Origin of the sequence: Pseudooceanicola marinus, from assembly GCF_020177265.1 — a bacterium.
Taxonomy (GTDB): domain Bacteria; phylum Pseudomonadota; class Alphaproteobacteria; order Rhodobacterales; family Rhodobacteraceae; genus Pseudooceanicola; species Pseudooceanicola marinus_A.
On the sequence record NZ_JAIVMC010000003.1, the window covers coordinates 487825 to 508235 of the forward strand.

The 20411-nt window shown below is 64.5% G+C and carries 14 protein-coding genes and 1 tRNA gene; 3 read left to right on the plus strand and 12 right to left on the minus strand.

Annotated elements, in window-relative coordinates; genetic code table 11:
- Positions 1 to 3: 3 nt before the first annotated feature.
- The 4 genes from LC066_RS06910 to LC066_RS06925 all read right to left on the minus strand — a co-directional run bounded on the left by LC066_RS06910 (position 4) and on the right by LC066_RS06925 (position 5420).
- The gene (locus LC066_RS06910) at positions 4 to 1389 is read right to left on the minus strand and encodes an MBOAT family O-acyltransferase (protein WP_224897460.1); all 1386 of its coding nucleotides are present in this window, start codon (positions 1387 to 1389) and stop codon (positions 4 to 6) included.
- Between the two features lie 9 nt (positions 1390 to 1398).
- Positions 1399 to 2232, minus strand: coding sequence for a DUF459 domain-containing protein (locus tag LC066_RS06915; protein ID WP_224897462.1), 834 nt, complete (start codon positions 2230 to 2232; stop codon positions 1399 to 1401).
- Positions 2216 to 3040 carry a GDSL-type esterase/lipase family protein gene (locus LC066_RS06920; RefSeq protein WP_224897464.1) on the minus strand — a complete coding sequence of 275 codons (825 nt, stop codon included), beginning with the start codon at positions 3038 to 3040 and terminating at the stop codon, positions 2216 to 2218. The genes LC066_RS06915 and LC066_RS06920 overlap by 17 nt, the downstream gene beginning before the upstream one ends.
- A gap of 109 nt (positions 3041 to 3149) precedes the next feature.
- Positions 3150 to 5420, minus strand: coding sequence for a hypothetical protein (locus tag LC066_RS06925; RefSeq protein ID WP_224897466.1), 2271 nt, complete (start codon positions 5418 to 5420; stop codon positions 3150 to 3152).
- 598 nt (positions 5421 to 6018) lie between these two features.
- Here LC066_RS06925 and LC066_RS06930 point away from each other — a divergent pair.
- Positions 6019 to 7767 carry a sugar phosphorylase gene (locus LC066_RS06930; RefSeq protein WP_222479498.1) on the plus strand — a complete coding sequence of 583 codons (1749 nt, stop codon included), beginning with the start codon at positions 6019 to 6021 and terminating at the stop codon, positions 7765 to 7767.
- 254 nt (positions 7768 to 8021) lie between these two features.
- Here LC066_RS06930 and LC066_RS06935 read toward each other — a convergent pair whose 3' ends face one another.
- Both LC066_RS06935 and LC066_RS06940 read right to left on the minus strand, forming a co-directional pair.
- A complete protein-coding gene (locus tag LC066_RS06935) occupies positions 8022 to 9242 on the minus strand; it encodes a glycosyl transferase (protein WP_224897468.1) in 1221 nt (406 codons plus the stop codon).
- A gap of 18 nt (positions 9243 to 9260) precedes the next feature.
- Complete coding sequence (locus LC066_RS06940) at positions 9261 to 10037, minus strand: HAD-IIB family hydrolase (RefSeq protein WP_224897470.1); 777 nt, start codon at positions 10035 to 10037, stop codon at positions 9261 to 9263.
- 48 nt (positions 10038 to 10085) lie between these two features.
- Between LC066_RS06940 and LC066_RS06945 the strand changes: the two genes are divergently transcribed.
- Positions 10086 to 10161, plus strand: a tRNA-Val gene (locus tag LC066_RS06945).
- A 74-nt stretch (positions 10162 to 10235) separates the two neighbouring features.
- Here LC066_RS06945 and LC066_RS06950 read toward each other — a convergent pair.
- Positions 10236 to 10511, minus strand: a complete 276-nt coding sequence (locus tag LC066_RS06950) for a tyrosine-type recombinase/integrase (RefSeq protein WP_224897472.1) — start codon at positions 10509 to 10511, stop codon at positions 10236 to 10238.
- A gap of 237 nt (positions 10512 to 10748) precedes the next feature.
- Between LC066_RS06950 and LC066_RS06955 the strand changes: the two genes are divergently transcribed.
- Complete coding sequence (locus LC066_RS06955; RefSeq protein ID WP_224897473.1) at positions 10749 to 11051, plus strand: hypothetical protein; 303 nt, start codon at positions 10749 to 10751, stop codon at positions 11049 to 11051.
- 649 nt (positions 11052 to 11700) lie between these two features.
- Here the strand turns inward: LC066_RS06955 and LC066_RS06960 are convergent.
- From LC066_RS06960 to LC066_RS06980, 5 genes are read right to left on the minus strand one after another with little or no spacing between them, the layout of a single operon-like run.
- Positions 11701 to 12576, minus strand: a complete 876-nt coding sequence (locus LC066_RS06960; protein ID WP_224897475.1) for a hypothetical protein — start codon at positions 12574 to 12576, stop codon at positions 11701 to 11703.
- A gap of 24 nt (positions 12577 to 12600) precedes the next feature.
- Complete coding sequence (locus tag LC066_RS06965; RefSeq protein WP_224897477.1) at positions 12601 to 15729, minus strand: DEAD/DEAH box helicase; 3129 nt, start codon at positions 15727 to 15729, stop codon at positions 12601 to 12603.
- The gene (locus tag LC066_RS06970) at positions 15722 to 17080 is read right to left on the minus strand and encodes an EH signature domain-containing protein (RefSeq protein WP_318246706.1); all 1359 of its coding nucleotides are present in this window, start codon (positions 17078 to 17080) and stop codon (positions 15722 to 15724) included. Before LC066_RS06970 ends, LC066_RS06965 begins: the two co-directional genes overlap by 8 nt.
- The gene (locus tag LC066_RS06975) at positions 17077 to 18171 is read right to left on the minus strand and encodes a flagellar motor protein MotB (protein ID WP_224897478.1); all 1095 of its coding nucleotides are present in this window, start codon (positions 18169 to 18171) and stop codon (positions 17077 to 17079) included. The genes LC066_RS06970 and LC066_RS06975 overlap by 4 nt, the downstream gene beginning before the upstream one ends.
- Positions 18168 to 20228, minus strand: coding sequence for a hypothetical protein (locus LC066_RS06980; protein ID WP_224897481.1), 2061 nt, complete (start codon positions 20226 to 20228; stop codon positions 18168 to 18170). The genes LC066_RS06975 and LC066_RS06980 overlap by 4 nt, the downstream gene beginning before the upstream one ends.
- Between the last annotated feature and the right edge of the window lie 183 nt (positions 20229 to 20411).

Here is a 20411-nt window from a genome sequence, read left to right on the forward strand (position 1 = left end):
CCCTCAGAACTGGAAGTAGATGAAGGGCGCCACGCCTTCTTGCGCCATGGCGAAACAGAAGATCAGCCCGGCGGCCAGTGCCAGGGCCTGCACCTCGGGCGCGACGCGCGCCAGGGCCTGGCCAGACCGGGTGAACCAGCTGAGCGGCAGGGCGTTCAGCGCCAGCCCGGCGGTGATGAGCATCAGGGCGAAGCCATGCAGCGGCACAGCGTAGTCGCTGGCGGGGCGGGTCAGCGCGGCCAGCATCTGGCCCACCTGGTCCAGGTCATGGGCGCGGAAGGGCAGCCACAGCAGCGTGACCAGCGCGAAGACCACCACGATCCGCAGCGCCCGCGCGCCTGTGGCGCGGTGCTGCCCGGTCAGCCGCTCGACGGCCACCAGCGCCCCGTGCGCCAGCCCCCAGAGGACGAAGGTCCAGGCGGCCCCGTGCCAGAGACCCGCCAGCCCCATGACCACCAGCAGCGTCACCGCCTGCCGTCCCTTGCCTCCCTTGTTGCCGCCCAGCGGGATGTAGAGGTAATCGCGGATCCAGGTGGACAGCGAGATATGCCAGCGCTGCCAGAACTCACGGAACGACGCCGCGCGGTAGGGCTGGTTGAAGTTGGCGTTAAAGCGATAGCCCAGCAGAAGGGCCACGCCGATGGCGATGTCGGAATAGCCCGAGAAGTCGCAATAGATCTGCACCGCATAGCCCAGCATGGCCGCCAGCGCCTGCGGCGCGGCCTGGGAGGCGGGATCGGTATAGACCGGGTCGACCAGCAGCACGGCGATGTAATTCGCGATCACCAGCTTCTTCACCATCCCCGCCAGGATCAGCGCCACGGCCATCCCGCGCATGGCGGCGTCGGGCCGTTCGGGCCGGTCGAGCTGCGGCAGGAAGTCGGCGGCGCGCACGATGGGGCCCGCGACGAGCTGTGGAAAGAAGCTGACATAAAGGGCCACGTCGAAGGGGTTGCGGCGCTCGGCGCAATCACCGCGCGCGCAGTCGACGATATAGCTGATCCCCTGGAAGACGTAGAAGGAGATCCCCACGGGCAGCACCACCTGCGCCCAGCTGAAATCCCGCGACAGGCCCGCATCCCCCAGCAGGTTGGAAAAGGACAGCAGGAAGAAGTTGAAATACTTGAAGAACGCCAGGCACCCAAGCAGCCCCGCGATGCAGAGCGTGCGCAGCGCCGTGGCCTTCCGCCGTCCCGGCAACCCGCCCAGCCAGGCCAGGAGGATCACCCCAGTCATCAGCGCCAGGAACCGCAAATCCCAGGCGGCATAGAACCAGTAGGAGGCCGCCAGCAGCATGCCCTTGCGCCAACCGTTCCAGGCAAACAGCGCCAGGTTCAGCCCCAGAACAGCCGTGAAGAACAGCACGAAGTCGAGTGTCGGAAAGACCATTGCCGGGGCTTACTGCAAGGCGATGAAGGCCAGCTGCTCCGGGGCCGGTGCCAGCGACGGGAAGCGCCGCACCAGGTCGTCCAGCACCAGGTCGGCGACCATTTGGTAACCGCGGATGGTGAAATGCGACCCGTCACCGGAACGGATGGTCAGCGTCTGCTCCCCCAGTTGCGTCGTCGGCACCCAGGTGAACCCCTCGCCGGAGGCATAGGGTTCCAGCGGGAAGTAGATCCCGCCGTTCTCCTGCGCGGCCTGGGCCAGCAGCGGGTTGATATGATCCAGATGGGCGTTGAGGTTGGTGTTCCGGTCGGGCGCCGGGCCAATCATGTAGAACAGGGTTCCGGCCTGTGCCGCTTCGGCCACGATGCCACTGGCGCGGGCCTTGTAGGCGGTGTCCCAGGCCTCGGTCTGGAAGGGCACGGTGCCCTCGGCGGTGCGGATCGACTGCATGTCGTTCGAGCCGAAATGCGCCACGGTGAAATCGGGCCGGGTGGCGGCCAGCATCTGGGAGAAGTTGCCGGGCCAGTCGTAGAAATCGCCACGGCTGAGCCCGGTGGAATTGCGCCCGCGATTGACGACCCGCAGGTGCAGCCCGCGCGCCTGGGCCCGCTGGATCAGCAGCATGCCGAAGCCGTCGGACAGGCTGTCGCCGATGACCAGAAGCGTCGCGGGGGCCTCCGCCGAGAAGCGGCGCGAGGGCTGGGCGACGGGTATGGCGCGGGCGCTGCCCTCGGGACGGGTGAGCAGCTGGCCCAGATCCTGGGCGGAGGTGCAGCCCGCCACCGGCAGCGTCGCCAGCAGCATCAGTCCGAAGGCGCGGCGGATCTTATTGAAGCGCTGCATTGCCGAAGATCGCCTTGCGTTCACGGGTGGCCATGGCGTCCTTGATCTCGGGCGCCAGGGCGGCGGCGATCAGCTCGTACCCCAACGGGGTGAAGTGGATCTTGTCGGGCGCGCGCAGCTGCCGGGTGCTGCCGTTGACCACGGCGTTCATGGCGAAATCCTCGGCGCCGAAACGCGACAGCTCGCGGATGTCGTGGAAGGGCAGGTTCAGCGCGGTCAGCGTCTGCGAGATCAGGGCATTGACGTGTTGGTACTCGGGTTCGAACTTGCCTTCGCCCACCACCGGCAGGCCGACCCAGAGGATGCGGTCGGCGCGGTCCGACAGGGCGCCGGCGAGCTCGCCCACGCGCTTGGCGTAGAGCGTGTCCCATTCGGGGGTGCCATAGGGCACGCGGCTGCGGTCATCGCGCAGGGGGCGCAGATCGTTGGCGCCGATCTGGACGATGAAAACGTCTTGCGCATCAGTGCTTTGCGTGGCGTCGTTGAAGCGCTGGATCCACTCCTCGGGGGGCGTGTGGGTCAGGCCGTCGCTGACCTGGGTGAGGCGCAGCACCTCGACGCTGCCGCATTGGCCAAGGGCGCGCTGCACGGCGCCCCAGAGGCCGTCGGCCAGGCTGTCGCCCAGCACGCCCAGGCGCACGGTGGAGCGCGGACAGGACAGGCTGTCGAGGCCCATGGTGGTGACGATGGGCACCACGCCCTGGGCGCGGGCCGCGTCGGGCGCCAGGGGCAAGGCCAGCGCGGCGGCGGCCAGCGTGCCCAGGGCCGCGCGGCGCAGGCGGGTCATGCGGTTTCGGTTCGATGTCATGCGTCTGTCCCCTGTTGGCCCGATCCCAAGCGGGCCGCTGTCTGTTTTGCTGATCCGGGCCTGTCGCGACCGCCGCCGGGGCGGGGCCGGGGGCCGGTGCTGTTGTGTCTCAATTGTCGGGCAGCGCCGCATAGGCCTGCACCGCGTTGATCGTGCCCGGCCCCGGCAGCCCGTCCAGGGCGCCCCGATAGACGCCGGCCTCCTGCAGGCGCGACTGCACGGCGCGCACCACGGCGCGGTTGCGTTCGCGCAGCTGGGTCGTCAGCTTCTCCAACGCCAGCCGGTCGTCTTCGTAAAGCGCATCGAGGTAGAGCGCGGCTGCCTCGGCGGCGGCCTCCGGCTCCTGCGCCACGGCGGTTTCCAGCGTTTCGGCCAGCAGGGTCATTGCCGGGACATAGCCCGCGTCGACCGAGTGCTGCAGCCACTCCCGTGCGGCCTCTGGATCGGGTCGGCCCGAGGGGCCATCGCCGCGCAGGAAGAAGAAGCCGAGGAAATACTGCGACACCGGATCGCCCTCGGCGGCGACGGTCTCGGCCACGGCGAAGGCATCATCGGCGCCCTTGCCCTCGATGAAATTCTGCGAATAGAGCAGGACCAGAAGCTGCTGCGACAGCCAGTCGCCCAGGACGGCACCGGCCAGGCCCAGTTCTTCAGCCCGGTCGTAGTCCGGGGCGCCGTCGCCCTCGGCCGGGTCGAACAGCATGTAGCCCGCCAGGCCATGCGCCATTGGTACGCCGGCCGCGATCCCGGCCTCATAGGCCTGTCGTGCGGCGGCGGTGTCTCCGGCGGCCTGGGCGATGCGGCCGGCAATGGTCCGGAAGGCGGGGTCGTTGGGGAAGGCGGCCAGGGCGGCGTCGCAGGCGCCGCGGGCCGCGGCCTGGTCGATGTCGCCCAGAAGGCGCGGCCCCCCCAGTTGCGGCACGGCGGCCGCGCGCCGGCAGGGGCCGGCCAGTTCGGCCCGGCGGGCGAGGTCGTCCAGCGCGGCTTCGGCCTGCGGGCGCCGGTCGCAGTAGGCGCAATCCTCGATCCAGGCGCGGATCGCGTCGGCGTCGCGGGCGCGGATCGCTTGCTCCAGCGCCTCGGCCTCGGCGTCGTAAGCGGCGTCTGCCTCGATCTCCGCGATGCGGGCCTGGGCGGGTTCGACATGTTCACAGGTCACGCAGCTCTCGACGTAATCGCGCAGGCCCTCCAGGTCGAAGGAGGCGGCGAGTTTCGCGTAGAGACGGCTTTCGGCCTCGGCGGCCTCCGCCTTGGCGGCCAGGCGGGCCAGGGTCTCTTCGGCCTCGGCGCGATGCGCGCAGAGCTCGCAGCGGTCCAGGTAGACCTGCAGGCGGGCGGCGTTCTCCGGCGCGCTGGTGATACGGGTCCAGATCTGGTCCTCGATCGCGGCCTGGGCGGCGCGGCGGTCGATTTCGGTCAGCCGGGCCTCCAGCTGCGGTGCCGTCGGGCAGAACCGGCAGCTGTCGAGGTAGGCGCGGATCGGGGCCGGGTCGGTGCCGGCGGCCAGGAACTCGGCCTCGAATTCCTCCAGCGTCAGGTCGGCCTGCAGCGCGGGGATGTAGACCGGGCTGTCGTGTTGCAGCACCGGCGCCGACGCTTCGCCGCCGTGGTCGAAGACGACCGCATAGGCGCCGGGGCAGCCGGTGTCCCGGGCCAGGGCGCGGGTCAGGCTGCGGGTCACGAAGGTTTCCGCCTCGGCGAAAGAGGTGGCGCCATCGCCGTCCCCGAAGGCCGGTCGATCGGCCACGCCCGCCATCAGCGACAGGGTGACGGCGCGCGCCAGCGGGGCGGCGCAGGTGGCTCGGGCCTCGGCCTCGGGGCCGGGGGCGATCAGCAGCACCCAGAGGCCGAAATCACTGACCCCCAGCATGTCGCGCAGCGGGCCGATCTGACCCGGGAACAGGTCCTGCGGATCGGACACGACGGCCACGGCGGCCGCCTGATCCCCGGGGACGAACCCGCTGGCGAGTGCCGCGATGCCCAGGCCGAAGTCCTCAGGCGAAAGGTCCTGTCCGCCCTGTCGCAGCCCAAGGGGCTGGTCCTGGCCGCCGGTCAGCTCAAAGGCGGTTTCCAGCACCAGCTGCTTGGGGGCGCTGGCGGCGGTCAGGCCACTGTCGCCGGTACCGGCGGCGCCGATGGTCGACACGGCGCGGCTTTGCAGCATGGTGGCGGTGATCAGGGTCGAGACGGCATCGGCGTCCGGCAAGGTGGTCAGGGGGTAGAACCCGATACCTTCCGCCTTCGGTGCGCTCGCCTCGGTGGCGAGGCTCAGCAGCGCCATCTCCGGGGCCGGGGGCGTCTGCGCCCGGGCCGCGGGAAGTCCCGACAGACCAGCCAGCAGGCCCGCGCCGAGAAGGGTGAGTGTGCTGAGACGGGACACGCGCGGCTTCGGGAAAAGCATGCCGGGGCCAAACCGCATTAAGAACCTCTTACGTCATTCCAGATCCGGCCGTTCGTTCCGTTCCGTCTGTCCCGCAGGCGGGCAGGAAGGCTAATGGCTCCGTCGCATTGGCCCGTGTTTGCGTCCGATCCGGCCGCAGGGCCTGTCGGGTGGTGCAGCCGGGGCGGACAAATGCCGGATAAACAACCGATAATTCCCGACATTGGGCGGAGCGCCCCGGCTTCTGTCAACCCTGTTTGGGTCCAGTTTCGCCCTTGCCGCCCCGGAACGTCACCCGGCAGACACGGGTTTCGTGCATCGGGGCGTGTAAAGCGGATATGCTTTCCCGCTGGCCGCAACCCTGACGTGCGGCGGGGCCAGGGCATGTAGTGCTGGACGGGGCGCGGCGGGCGGCACGGGGGCCACGGGGAATCGCGCGGCCCGGTGCGCGCTGAGGAGGGCTGTGCACAGGTTGCGGCCATTTGCAGCGCCTGCGGACCTTGCGAGAGGCCCAACCGGGGCCCGGCGGCGCTGCGCGCTTGAAACCCTGTGCGCGATCTGGGACATCAAGAGGACGTCACAAGGGAGCCACGCTCACATGACCGCAGAGTCCTCGTCGACTTTCCACCACAAGCTGGAAACGCTGGTGCGCCAGATCTATCCCGACCATGAGGTCGAGACCCTGGCAGAGGAGCTGGCCGAGGCCTTCTGGCCCGAGGGTACGACCCGCCGCCGCCGGGGCCGGGTGCCGGGAAACCGGCAATGGTCGGAACGGGATGCGCTGGTCATCACCTATGGCAACTCGATCGTCGACGGCCAGCACAAGCCGCTGGATCTGCTGCGCCACTTCCTGCACACGCATCTGTCGGGGGTGGTCAACGGGGTGCATATCCTGCCCTTCTTCCCCTGGACCTCCGACGACGGCTTCGCGGTGACGGACTACCGTGCGGTGAACCCGGTGCTGGGCGACTGGTCGGACATCCAGCGGATCGGGTCCGAGTTCCTGCTGATGTCGGACCTGGTGCTGAACCACGTCTCCAGCAGCTCCGCGTGGTTCAACGCCTACCGGCAAGGCCATGAACCTTATGACAAATTCTTCTTCGAGGCCTCGCCCGACGACGACCTCAGCGACGTGGTGCGTCCACGGACCCATCCGCTTCTGCGGGAGGTGAACACCTCGCGCGGGATCCGCCATGTGTGGTGTACCTTCAGCCATGACCAGGTTGACCTGGACTTCCGCAACCCGGAGGTTCTGAAGGAGTTCCTGCGGGTGATGCGCCTGCACGTGGACAACGGCGTGCGGATCATCCGGCTGGATGCGGTGGCCTTCATCTGGAAACAGATCGGCACCAAGTCGATCCACATGCCGCAGACCCACGCCATCGTGCGCCTGATGCGGCTGTTTGCGGATTTCGCCAGCGAATCCATTATCTTGCTGACCGAAACAAATGTGCCGAATGCCGAGAATCTCAGCTATTTCGGCAACCGCAACGAGGCCCATGCGGTCTACAACTTCTCCCTGCCGCCGCTGGTCCTGCATGCCATGCTGTCCGGCACGGCGAAGAACCTGATCCGCTGGCAGGGTTCCATGCCGCCGGCGCAACTGGGCTGCGCCTACCTCAACTTCACCGCCTCCCATGACGGGATCGGAATGCGCCCCGCCGAGGGCATCCTGACGCCGGAAGATACCGGCGAGGTGGTGCAGAAGATGAAGGACTTCGGCGGTCGCGTGTCGATGCGCGCGCTGCCCGGTGGAGGCGAGGCGCCCTATGAGCTGAACATCACCTGGTTCGAGGCGATGAAGGGCACCTTCGCGGGCGAGGACGCGCATCAGGTCGAACGCTTCCTCGCGTCGCAGTCGCTGGTCATGGCGCTGGAGGGCATCCCGGCCTTCTACATCCATTCGCTGCTGGCCACCCCCAACGACCAGGACGGGGTGGAGAAGTCGGGCCACAACCGCGCGATCAACCGTCACCGCTGGGATTACGAGGAGCTGCACGGGCTGCTGGAAGATCCTTCGACCACCCAGCATCAGGTGCTGGAGGAAATGCGCCGCCGGATCGGTATCCGCCGTCGTCAGCGCGCCTTCCACCCCAATGCCACGCAGTTCACCCTGCAACTGGACCACCGGATCTTCGGCCTCTGGCGGCAGAGCCTGGATCGCGACCAGTCGATCTTTGCCCTGCACAACGTCTCCGCCGATGCGCTGGAGATCGATGCCATGGCGATCAACCTGATCGACGGCGAGGACTGGGTGGACCTGCTCTCGGGCGAGACGATCCGCCCCGATGGCGGCCCGATCCCCTTCGCGCCCTATCAGTGCCGCTGGATCACCAACCGCGGCTAGGCCGCTCCGGCGCGCGATCCGGTCAAGGCGTGGGGCTGGCTGACACCTGCCTTCGGCGAGAGTATTTTTCCCGAGGTGAACGAGGGGGCGGGGACCGCAGAGGTGACCGCCTAGCGGGCGTCGGGCGTGGTACGCGCGCCTTGCGAAAGTGGGCCACGACGGGGGCCGCCGCCCCTCAGCTTCATCTCGTCTGAAATACTCCGGGGGAGTCTCCGGCACGGAGACGGGGGCAGAGCCCCCTGTCTTGGGGCGCCCTACTTGTACTCTTCGAGATCCGCGGCCACGCCCTTCAGCATGTCCGACATCAGGTCCGGGTCGGCGGCATGGACGCGGTTCCAGGTCGGGATGAAGGGGGTTTCGTGCGGGTTGGCGAGGAACATGTGCCCGGCGGCGATGATGTTCTCGGCAAACAGCTCCACCGCCGTTTCCTCGGCGTGGCGGTCGACGTAGAGGCCATTGGCCTTGGCGTCGTTGTAGTAGCTGTCCAGCAGGTCCAGGGCAGAGCGGTAGTACGTGGCCTTCAGCGTGCGGAAGACCTCCTCGTTGAAGACGGTGCCATCGGCGGCGAGTTTGCGGAACATGGCCTTGCAGATGTCGATGGACATGCGCGACAGCCCCTTGGTTTTGTCCTCCGGCGAGAGGTCCTGGTGCTTGTGGTCGTAATTGTCCGCGATCTCCACCTGGCAGACGGATTTTGGTGCCAGGTTGCGCCAGGCCTCCGACAGCACGCCGATCTCCAGCCCCCAGTCCGAGGGGATGCGCAGGTCGGGCAGGATCCCGGTGCGCATCGCCATCTCGCCCGACAGCGGGTAGCGGAAGGCGCGCAGGTAATCGAGGTAGTCGCGATCCCCGATGGTGCGTTTCAGGGCGATCAGGATGGGCGAGACCAGGGTGCGGCTGACCCGGCCGTTCATCTTGTTGCTGCCGACCCGCGCATAGAACCCCTTGGAGATCTGGTAGGGGAAGGAGGGGTTCGCCACCGGATAGACCAGCCGGTTGAGCAGGTCCTTTTCATAGGTGACGATGTCGCAATCATGGATCGCCACCACCGAGCTGTCGGCGCAGGCGATCAGGAAGCCCAGGCAGGACCAGACGTTCTTGCCCTTGCCGTTCTCGATCGGCCCCAGGCCCAGCCCCGCCAGACGATCCTGGATCGCCTGCATGCGGGGCGAGGAATTCCAGATTACCACGTGGTTCTTCGGCAGAACCGAGAAGAATTCCCGTGCGTGGCGGTACTGTTCTTCGGTCGCCTGGTCTAGGCCGATGACGATCCGGTGCAGATAGGGCACCTGAGCCAGTTCGTTGAGGATGTTGGGCAGCGCGTCGCCTTCCAGTTCGGAATAGAGCGAGGGCAGCACCAGGGAAATCTTGCGGCTGGCGCCGAAGCTGGTCAGTTCGCGGGTGATATCCTCGGACGAGCGCGTGCGCAGGTTGTGGATGGTGGCAATGTTGCCGTTCTGGTGAAAGTCTGCCACCGCGGGCCCCCTCGTCGTTCAGGTCAGTCTCGATATTAACTTCAGCATCATCTCGTTCCAGCCCGCAGGGCCGATCTTGCTGCTGCGCAGGATGGTGCCGTTACGTTCACCGCAAAGTTCGGGCATCGGCGCGCCATGGGGATTGGCGATGATGACGCCGATGTCGGCATGGTCCAGCATTTCGCGGTCATTGGGCGCGTCGCCAAGGGCGATGGTATGGGGCCGGTCGAAGAGGGCGCCGGCCTCGTCCATGCGATCGGCCTTGGTGCCGCCGAAGGACAGCGTCAGGTAGCGGCCGCCGCGCCGGGCGTGCAGGCCCCTCTCGGTCAGCGCCTCCAGGAAGGCGCGACGCTCTTCTGCGCTGCCGTCCCAGAGGCCAGGTTCGGAATAGGCGCGCTGGCAGGCCAGGCGGGCCTTGGCGGCCGGCAGCCCCGCATCTGCCATCACGCCTTCGGGCCCCATGTCACCGAAGCCACGGAAGTGGCGGCGCAGCGCGGGGTCAATCTCGTCCAGCGCGGCGCGCAGCCGCTGATAGGTCTCGGGCGCCTCGGGCGGGGCCTCGTGCGGCATCAGCAGCCCGGCGCCGTTTTCCACGATGGCCGGCGAGGCGGTCAGCCGCAGCTCCTCACGCAGGGCATGCAGCTCCGGCGCGGTCTTGGATGAGGCGAGGACCACGGGTACGCCACGTGCGCGCAGCTGGGACAGCGCGGGCAGGGCGGCCGCGTAGGAGTAGGTCTCGTGGTCCAGCAGGGTGCCATCGAGATCGGTGAAGACCATGAAGGGAGGTTTTGTCATGTCACCACTTGCACCCCTCTGCCGCTTTGGGGTAATCGGGCGTCCGTCGGGTGATTAGCTCAGTTGGTAGAGCGCTTCGTTTACACCGAAGATGTCGGGAGTTCGAGTCTCTCATCACCCACCATCTTTCACTCATATTATCAGTCACTTATTATTGCCTTGCTGCGCCTTCACGAAGTGCGCTCTGGTTCTTGAAGCCTAGTTCAGCTTGGAGATGGACGCGAAGTCCAGAATATTCATCGCATCCTGCATGTGTTCTGGCCGATATCTGCCAAAGGTCGAGTAGGTGCCGGATATGTTAGAGTGTCCGAGACCCTGCGCCACCTTCTCGATGAGGTTTCCTGCGAAAAGCAACGTGAGCGCCGCAGTCTGACGCAAATCATGGGTCCGAACCTGCCCGATTCCTGAGCGGTCGACGGCGTGCGAGACGCCCTTGTCGATGGATCTGACCTGCCGTTCGCCGTACCCGATCACGAAGTCCGATCGCGCAGCGCCGTGGGCGGCCTGCTGCCGTCCATCGGGACGATGGGGCGCTCTCCCCGGTGGCGGCATCCGTGCGCCGCAGATTGATCACTCTGCGCTCGACGTGGGGTTAGTCCCTGGTGAGCGCGAGCACCGTCGACACACGGGCGCCCCTGCCCAGGAGCGGGATCAGCGGAAGGCGGATATGAGGGTCAGGGGCTTCCCTTTCACGCCCGAGGGGCAGCATTCTTGCTCACGACCTGCGCACTCCCGGCTCACGTCGATCAGAACCCGTGTCGCTTTGTCTGCCAGGACTCTCCAGCCCTCATCGGTCTCGTCGAGTTCAAGTCCAAGGTGCGACGCGACGTCGCGCAGTGGATTTCATACGACCTCGCGGTCCTCGAGCCAGATTGCCTGCTGCAGTACGTTCTGCAGCGCCACTTCGCGCCGGAGTTCGAGGGGCGCTGCTTCATGACTGCGGAGGCCGGCATAGGCGCGCGCTCGAAGGCTTCGATCTCGAAACGCGCGAGGCTTTCCAACAGCCTTTCCTGAATGTCTGGCGCAATCGTCACAATCGTCTCCGCGTTTGCGGCGAAGACCTGATCGCTTATCTCGGTGAGGCGGCGAGCGAGGATCTTCGCGTCGCGAAGGAGATGGCTACGAAGCGCAAAGCACAGAAACGTTTTTTCGATCGCTTCACGTCTCCGGCTTCGGGCTGATCGGAGGAGAGGGGCCTTGCGCTGCTCTGGAGTGCCTTGGGCAGGCGTCTGCGCCAGAAGTAGCCGGACGAGCGGATTTCCAGATGGGGCGGCAGGCTTCGGTTCCGCAGCATCGACATGCCCTCCTGTGCACAGGTTGTGCACCGCCGTGTGCACCTCGTCGTCGAGCTCCGATTCCGAGAACTCAATGATTTCAGTGGCTTGCTGGAAGAATGGCTCCGGCGGTAGGGGCAGGTGCCGGTCAGCAAACACCTCTGAAAACAAAGGATAATTTCCTTCGAGTCTGCATTGGATGCGGCGGTGTGTAGGGGAATATGCAATGCCAGGTGCACGTCGTCAACATTTACACAAAGCATTGTGCAATTCGTTCAGGGGGACCATTCAGGATCACCGCAGAGTCAGTTTCTGGATCAGAAATGACCTGCCAGCATTTTCTGTACTGGATGTTCTATCATGACTGCTGGTGGAGCAGACCTATGACTTCATTCGCGTACACTGTCTGTGTTTCGTTCGAGTCTTACACTGATACGATAGGGCGCCGTTTCGGTGAAGATGACCAGATCGCCCGCTCTCGCTTCGGACATCGCGAAGAAACGTCGGACCCATCCTCTGGCGCGGAAGATCGACTTCGTCCCATCGATGTCCGTCCTGGTAGTTTCGGGCCCGCCCCAATCGATTTCTAAATGGCGCGGTGCGGCCTGCGCCTTGTTAGAGCCCCCGATTACGTCTCGAGGAAATGCAGGCATCAGGGATGACATTTTCATGTGATTGTTGCGGATGTTTCCGCCGCTCAGAACGCTCTTTCCGAGAAGTCTGTGCCTGCCCTCCGGAAATGGCGAAGCCTGACCGGTTTTCGCCGGAGTTCGATGAACAGAATTGGTAGCCGGGTCGACGGCGGTCGACAGGGGCTTGGAGTGGTCGACGGAGCGTTCCGGGGAAGGCGGGGTATCTTGCGAGGCGGCCCGGTGTGCGATGCTGGGCGCAAGGTCCTGACTTACGGTAGGCGAGAGGGTAACCCATGTGACAGCGCCGGCCTTGTGCTCGTAGGGGACGGGACGTGCGAGCACGATGACGTCCGCCAATTTCCAAGGCACGACCCACTTCGCGACTTCGCCACGGCGGATCATGTCAACGGGGATGCGGTGGTGATCGAAATTTGCGATCATCTCAGCCTGATCCAGAGCCCTGCCACAGTCCACGAGCCGGGCGAGCCCGACGACGGTGCCGCTTCCCTTGCGGATGAGGCCGAACCAGCCGCGTACCGACGTGGTCTGCGAACGCATTTCCCAGTCTTTCCGGCCGTCGAGGATATGACCGATCCAGGGATCGGCGATGATCAGGCCGCGCGTTACGGTCATCTGGAGTCCTTGTTGATGTCTTGTTCAGGGAAGTTCGTAGGAGCCGTCGGCGCCAGGTGAGACAGTCGTGATCCCATCGCGCCGGAATTGCTCGGCCATGATGTCGGAGATCACACCACGGTGTCCGCGCTGTGGCGAGGCCACGGCCTCGGTCAGCCCCATGACATCGGTCTTGCTGTCACCCATCGGCCAAAGCGCCTGTTCGGCCAGCCTTCGCTTGCGCTGCATGAGGCTCTGAAGCAGGCTATCGAAGCTCTGTGAGCCGAGATCGGGGTGAAGCGCCAACGGGATATGCACGGAGACCGGCCGCGTTTGGCCGATGCGGTGGACGCGGTCGTTGCACTGCTCCTCCACCGCCGGGTTCCACCACCGTGACAGGTGGATCACGTGAGTCGCCGCCGTCAGGGTCAGGCCCGTGCCCGCGGCCTTGGGGCCGAGGATCAGCATGTCGAAACCGCCATCCGTGCCAAGGTGTCGCTGGAAGCGATTGACGATGTCTTGGCGTCGAGGGATCGGCGTGTCGCCATTGATCACGTCGATCCGATCGAGGCCGAACATGTGACGCACGATCTCGGCGAAGCGGAATTGCATGTCTCGATGTTCGATGAAGACGAGCACGCGTTCGCCAGACTCGCGGATGCGGTGCAAAATGTCGATGACCGCTTCGAGCCGGGCGCTCTTCGCGATGAATTGCTCTGGCGGCTCGGCCCCGCTGTCGCCGGGATGTACCGAGACCGAGCGGATGTGGTGCAGCATCTTGAGGGCGGCGCCAGGTCCTCCATTGGCCAGCTTCAGCTGGGCAAGATCGTAGGCGTCGGCCTGAAACTTCGGCATCAGGCGCGGGTGCAGGAATCTGCGCTTCTGCGGCAGGTCGCGGGCCACCTCGTCTTTCAGGCGGCGCAGTCCAAGGGGCGGCTTTCTCCCACGTGACCTGAACACGCGGGCATGAAGGTCGGCCATGTTCTCGGCATTCGGCTCGGCATAGCGTGCGCGGAACTCGGCTCCGGAACCGAGGCAACCGGGTGCGATACGGTCCATGATCGTCCAGAGGTCAATTGCAGCGTTCTCGATCGGGGTGCCGGTTAAGCCGAGACGGAAATCGGCGTTCATTGCCTCGACGGCCCTCGAGGCAAGCGTGTTGCGGTTCTTGATGTTCTGGATCTCGTCCATGACCATCGCTGAAAAGGGCACGCGACCGAGAGAGTGCTGGTAGTTGGCGAGCGTCGTGTAGGTGGTCAGAAGCCAGTAGCGGTGGGCGCGTCCGTCTTCGAAGGCTTCGTCCAGCCACTCGAGGTCGAGCTGTGCCAGCCCTGACTGCGTTTCCGTGCCCCGCGCGTCGCGTTTCTTCTGGGAGCCGAGCGTCCCCCCATAGAGCCGGACCAGCGTGCCAAAGCCCCGACCTTCCACGTGGGTCTCTACCTCCTGCTCCCAGTTTCGCAACAAGGAAGTCGGCGCGACGATCAGGATCGGACCGCGGTTTGCCGCGGCTGGCTGTTTCATGTGCTCTTTCAGCCAGGTGAGGAAGGCGATGGTCTGCAACGTTTTGCCGAGGCCTTGCTCGTCGGCGTTTAGGACGCCGGGCAAGCCTGCCTGCCATGCCGCCAGTGCCCAGTCGAAGCTCTCGACCTGGTGTTGATGCAGCGGCGTGCGGACTGCCGCTGGTAGTGTCGTCTCGATTGCCGGGATTCGAACGGTGAACTGTGCCTCCCAAGAGAGCTCCTCGTAGTTGTCGAGCGTGTCGAGGATGATTGGGCCGTCCGCTTTCGGCGTTTCACACGGCTCCTCTTGAGGGGCATCCGGCGCGCTCAGTTTCTCGCGCCGTTCGATCTCGCCATCGATGGCGGCCAGGCGTGCCGGTGTCGCCTCCACGCTCTCACCGTTGATCTCGGCTGGGAGGCCCATGCCGCTTTCCAGGGCGGTGGCCATGTGATCGCGCAGGCCGTTCAGCTCGTCGACCGGCATGCTCTTGATCGCCTCCACGAGGTGCTGCGCGAATGCTTCGGGGAGCCACGTGGTGCCGCTGCCCTCGATCGGATCCTTCAGTCTCTCGAAGACGATCACTCCCTTGACCCTTTCCGAATATTCCCGGCTTTCGATAAGTGCTGGGCCGGCGATCGCTTCGACCATCTCCTCCTGATCGGCGGCATCAAGGCCTTCGAAGGCCCCGCTTTCCTCGAAGTGCCGGTTGATCGCATCGGTTATGAAGCTGCGTGGGTTCTCGATGAAGGCGCGACGTTCCTCGCGCGGGGCTTTCTGCGCCCGGACCAGTTCTTCGACCACCGGGGTCGCACCGCGGTCGATGACGAGATAGGAATTGTTCCCAAGCTGAAACGCTGGCCGTGCTCCGCGAGTGTGCAGGCGGTGCTGGAAAACGGCGAGCGCCTCGCCGGTCAGCTCGGCGTTCTGTTCCGAGATCTCGTCATCGGGAACGCCGTCGCTGTTGAGCCGCTCGGAGGAGTAGGGCACGATCTCGAATTGTCCCAGGGACGCGTCCGGTGCTATCGAGAAGCGATCGGCGATCCGCACCTCGAGCCCGCGCAGAAAGGCCGTCATCGACATCTGGGCCATCTCACGGTTGGCGGGCATCTCTGGATCGATCACATCGTCTGGCTCGATCGCGCGGCGGAATTCGGCAAGCGCTCGCCAGTGATCCTCTACCGGGCGGGTGGCGTCGAAGTCGTCGGCAAGATCCAACGCCCGCTTCATCCAGAGCGGCAGACGGCGCTGACCGTCGGAGGTCTTCAGGATGGCACCGCTGCGCCTCGGGTGTTCGCGGCGGCCGTTTCGGGACCATTCGTAGTGCAGCCGGAAGTCCGGACGGCCGAGCACGCCGGTCACGTCGGTCTTCAGGATAAGATCGACGGCGCGCGGCAGGCCGAGTGCGTCTGCCGCCGGTGCAGACAGGCTGGCGGCGGCGTCATGTGAGATGCGGAGGTGATCCGGTGCGACCGTCACCTCATCTGGATGGGTGTCGCCCCACGCACGAAGGTCTCCTATGGAAAAGAGCAGGTCCCGGTCCTCAGGTGCGAGCTCGGTGAAGCTGCGGGCGCTTGGCTTTGCCATTAATCTGGAAAGAAGGCCCTGCTTCACATCGGGAAAGCGGATTTCGATGGCATCGTCGGTGATTTTGCAAAGGGGGCGATTATCAGACATGGCGTTCCACCCAGTTTTCCCACACCGCCAACTTGCGACTCTCGCTCCAATAATGTGTCTGGGACAAGCGGGAGATGCGCCTGATCTTCACCGCGTCATACCTCGATTGGTATAGTTTCGGAGCGTTCGGGTCGTCGTCCCTGAAGATGTGAGTCTTGTAGCTGTGGCAACCATCAACAACGATCTTGTTGCCGATCCTCATGATGAGCAAGGAAAGGTCAGGTATCGCAGTTTGTCGCGCGAAACGTGATGTTGAACTTGTGTGCCGGAGACGGTTGAGTGCGACTCGGTAAGCGTCCGAGCTGAAAGCGACCCAAGCCTCGTCGATGCGTCCGTCGTCATGCAGACTGAGCCAGAAGTCGCGCCTCGGGGGCCACATGTGGTTGTCCTGGGACAGGCTTACGACATTGCAGAAGAATTCCATGTCTTCGCGGGTCAGCCATCGCAGGAGCACACCCTTCAAGGACGGGTCAAACCCCGTCCAGATGCCACCTGCATGCAGGCGCGGATCGTTCCAGCCCGCGATGATCGCTTCGCTCAGTTCGTTGCGCAGCGTGTCAGGCGGGTTGCGGTCTCGCCATGGGGCCAGCAGCGCTTCCACGGCGGGGCCGGCTCCTGCCTGAAGTACGGGGCCGTTCACGGGCGTCAGCCAGTTGAAGAGTTTCTGACGGGCTTCGGCCTTGTCGAGATCGGGTGCGAGGCGCTCGAAGAAGGTTCTCTGCGCCTCCCTGACAAGTCCTGAAGAATGGGGGGTGTTTAGTCCGATGGACTTCAGGTGCGCGTATGCGTCCTCCGCGACTCGCATGATCCGGGCCAGTGCAAGAGGCGCGGAATCCGGGCGGAAGAGCTCGGGCAGGGCGGAGATGAGCCGGCGGTGTCGAGCGCCGAGATCAGCGCCCCGTTCGACCAGCGCCTTAGCAAGATGTCGTGTGTGATCCGCGCCCGGGGCGAAGCTGTCGATATACACGCCCACCATCCCGTCAAGAAAGGCACCGGGCTCTCGCGTCGCGATTTCCGAGAGATAGAATTTTCGTACCGGCAAGAGATCCGGGCGCGACCGTCGCTCTTGGTCGAACACTGCGACTGCTGCCGAAGTCACGCGCTGCGTCGTGATATCCGTCCAGTCCCATTCCGAAACACGTCGCAACATCTCCTGGGCCAACCTCTCGCGATCGCGGTCCTCTGGCGCGCGAAAGGCATCTGGCCAACGGTTCAGGATACCATTGACGGAACGTCTGACCTGCTCGAGGGGAGGGAGTGAGCGGATACGAAAGGATTGGCCCCGGCTCAGCATCGCTCGCGTGGAGTTTCGGGCAGGCGTTTCGGATACGGTCGGCCCCGCAGCACTCATTGCTCTTCCTCGACGTTTTCCAAGGCTTCCCGAATGACCTCGATCCCATCCGTGTCCTGTGGGGTCACCATGATGAAACGAAGATCGATCCGGCGGTTTGTGGCGCGGCCTTCCGGCGTCTCGTTGGACGCAACTGGGCGGTCAGGCCCGTATGCAGCGACCGACAGCACGGGCTGCCTCTTAAGGTTCTGATGCTGCATGACCCGAGGAGCGGCCTGCGTCATGGCGAAAAAGGTGCTGTTTGCGCGTGCCGCAGACAGGTTCCGGTTCACGCGGTCCGTTCCCACATCGTCCGTGTGTCCTTCGATCTGTACCGCCTCGATCATGACGAGGCCGGGGTTGCAGCTTTGGTCGAAACGAGAGGCTTTGCCCAGTGTGAAGCAGGGAAGCACCTCGTCAAGCCGTTGCGCCAGCCGTGCGACAATCTCGCGGCGGTCCGCACTGAGGACTGCGCTGCTGCTTGCGAAAAGACCCTCTCCCTGGAACCGAAGCGCGTCGGATTCCTCGCTGAGTTCAACTTGGAGATCGGGGAAGTCCGCTCTGATCGCGTCGCGAAGGCGCCGAAGAACCTGGCGTCGCGCTTGGGAGACCTCAGCGAGGTAGGCTTCCAGTGGGTCGACCCGCTGCAGTTCGGCGAGTCGGCGGCGTAGGTCTGCGATATCGCCGTTAAGCTGCTCAACCTGTTGAAGGAGCTGCTGAATGCGTTCCTGCAGATCCGCGCTCCGGGACTGTTCGGCCTCGAGACTGGAGGTTAGCTCAGTCACTTTCGCACTCTCGGCAGCGAGCACGGCTTTCAGATCTCTGACCTGACTCTGCAGGCTTTCGCGTTGCCGCTCCAGGCTGGTGATCTCTTGCTGAAGGCGCTGAATGATCTCAGCGCGACCCTCGGCCCGTTGCTTCCAGGTGTCGCGCTCCTGAATGATCCGATCGTATTCCGAACGGGCGACCGCATCGGGGTCCCGGATCTGGCTGGCAAAGAAGGCAAGCAGGATCATCATGATGAAGAGGAAGCCGACAGTCATGTCGGTCATCGAGACGAAGGCGCTTTCTTCCTCCTCCTCGTGGCGGAGGCGCTTCGCCTGCGCTCTCATGAACGCCCCCGGCTCTGCGACGGCAGGAACGCCTCGGCTTGTTCGACCACGCTTCTGAGGGTTTGGAGGCCAGGATCAAGCGTCTCACTCATCTCCTTGACGTGATCCTGGGCTGATCCAAGGGCGGCTTCGAGCTTGGCATTGTATTCGGTCAGGGCACGGCCAAGCATCTCATCGATCTGGTCGAGCTTCTCGGCTTCGTTCGACAGCTGCGCCATGGCGGCGTGGGTGGCTTCAAGCGAGCGACGTATGCCCTCGCGCTCGTTGCCGAGGGCTGCCTGGGCCGTGTCCAGCACATGCGCTGCGTTCTCGGACACCGAGGCCGAATTCTGCATCAAGGTCTCGGAAACGGTTTCGACCAGGTCCCCGACCCGGCGTAGGATCGTCTCAATCCGCTCATGCGAAGCCCGGAGCGGTTCCGCGGCCGCAGTAAGGCCCTGGCTTGCCGTGCGGAACCCTTCGGAAGCGCCTTGGATCGCATCTGCGCCGGTGTTTAGGCCCTGTGCCGCGCTCTGTGCGCCCGAAGCGCCCCGCTGGACCGACTCGGCCATATCCTCGAGACGGAGGCTGATCGTTTCAAGGCGGCCCAGCAATTCCTCACTGATGACGCCACCCATTTCCGTGCCAAGCTTGGCGATATCGGTGCTGGTCTGATTGAAGCTGTCCAGCAGCGATTTCCCTGCGCCCTCGATCGCACGGCCTGCTTCGATGCTGCTTTCGGCCATGCGCTCTCGGGCGGCCCGACCACTTTCTTCGCTGGCCTCTGCCAGCGTATCTCGAAACCCTTCGGCGGCCGTGCGCATTTGCTCTGCGGCGGTTCGCATCGCCTGAGCTCCTTCGCCTGTATTGTCGCGGATACCGGCAAGGGTCTCGTTCATGACCGTAAGCAGTTTCCCGGCCCCCTCGCTCATGACTTCGGACGCGGTTCGTCCGCTGTCCGCAACCTCATTGCGCATTTCGGATATTGCCCGGGCCATCTGATCAAGAGCATCTCTCAGACCGCCGCCGGCTTGTTCGTTCGTCGTATTCATCCGGTCCACCATCAGGCCGATCCGGTCCGTCGCCTCGCCAAGAGACTCACTTGCTCGGGTGAGGGCATTTCCGACGGAGTGCGATAGCTGATCCGACAGATCCCCGACCAGGCCTTCCATGTTGCTCGTGCCCATGGAGCTGACGCGGTCGAAGATGGGATCCATTCTGTCGGCGATGGCGCCAGTGATGCGGTCGGGCAGGGCGTCCAGGGGCTTCTGAAGTTCTGCCACCATGCCCATGCCGATTTCGCGAAGATGTTCCCGTTGCTCTGTGGCTGCCCGAAGCTGGCGGAACCCGAGATCCTCGAGGCTGACGAAGACGAGACGCCTTTCGATCCCTATGCAAAGCCGATGCAGTTCAGAGTCGATCCTGTTCTGCCGGGTTCGGAGCAGGAAGGTGAAAATGATCGAACAGAACAAACCCACTAACGACATGACGAATTTCGCCGAAGCGATCTGCATGAAATCCTGCATCGCTCCTTCCATGCCATCGGCACCGACGTTCATCGATTGTGAGAACTGGTGGAGCGCCGCGACGAGGCCCAGGAAGGTCAGCAGCAGACCAGCCGAGACGAGGGTGTTGGGAAGGATGCGGAAGAATCCGGGCCCGAAGCCCAAGTCTTCCACGTTGAGGAAGGAGGCTGGCCGAATCGAGTTTCGGATGGTCGGTGGCCCATCGATATCATCTCGAACGACAGTCTCGTTAAACTCGTCGAAGGCTTCCCAGAGGGTTTCTCGCGGACCTTTCCTCGGAAAGCCGGAGCGTAGATCGTGAATGAGTTCATCGTGCCCCTCCGCGAAGGAACGAATGTCTGGGTGGGCCCTGATCTTTTTGTCGAGCGATCGAACCGCATTTATTTGACGGCGTGTCCGATTTAGGTACCAAACTCCAAGAATAGTGGTCATCAGAGCGAAGGCGCCCGCAATCTGGCCAGGCCGGCTGTCCGACAGCGTCAATGCCTCCGCCAAGGCAATGATTCCGTCTTTAATATAGAGGCCGGATAGATCGCCGAATTCGTTTAGCACTTAGCACTCCTACTCACTTTGTGCAGTTGCACAGATGCATGCGCGATCCTATTTGCGTTCGTTCAGTGCCTTCAAGCACTCGGGCTCTCGCTTTCAATATTATTTTCGCTGTTGTCCCTCATCAGCACTATTGGGGAGAGGTTTGAACGATATGTCGGAACAGGTAGTGAATAGGCAACCCCA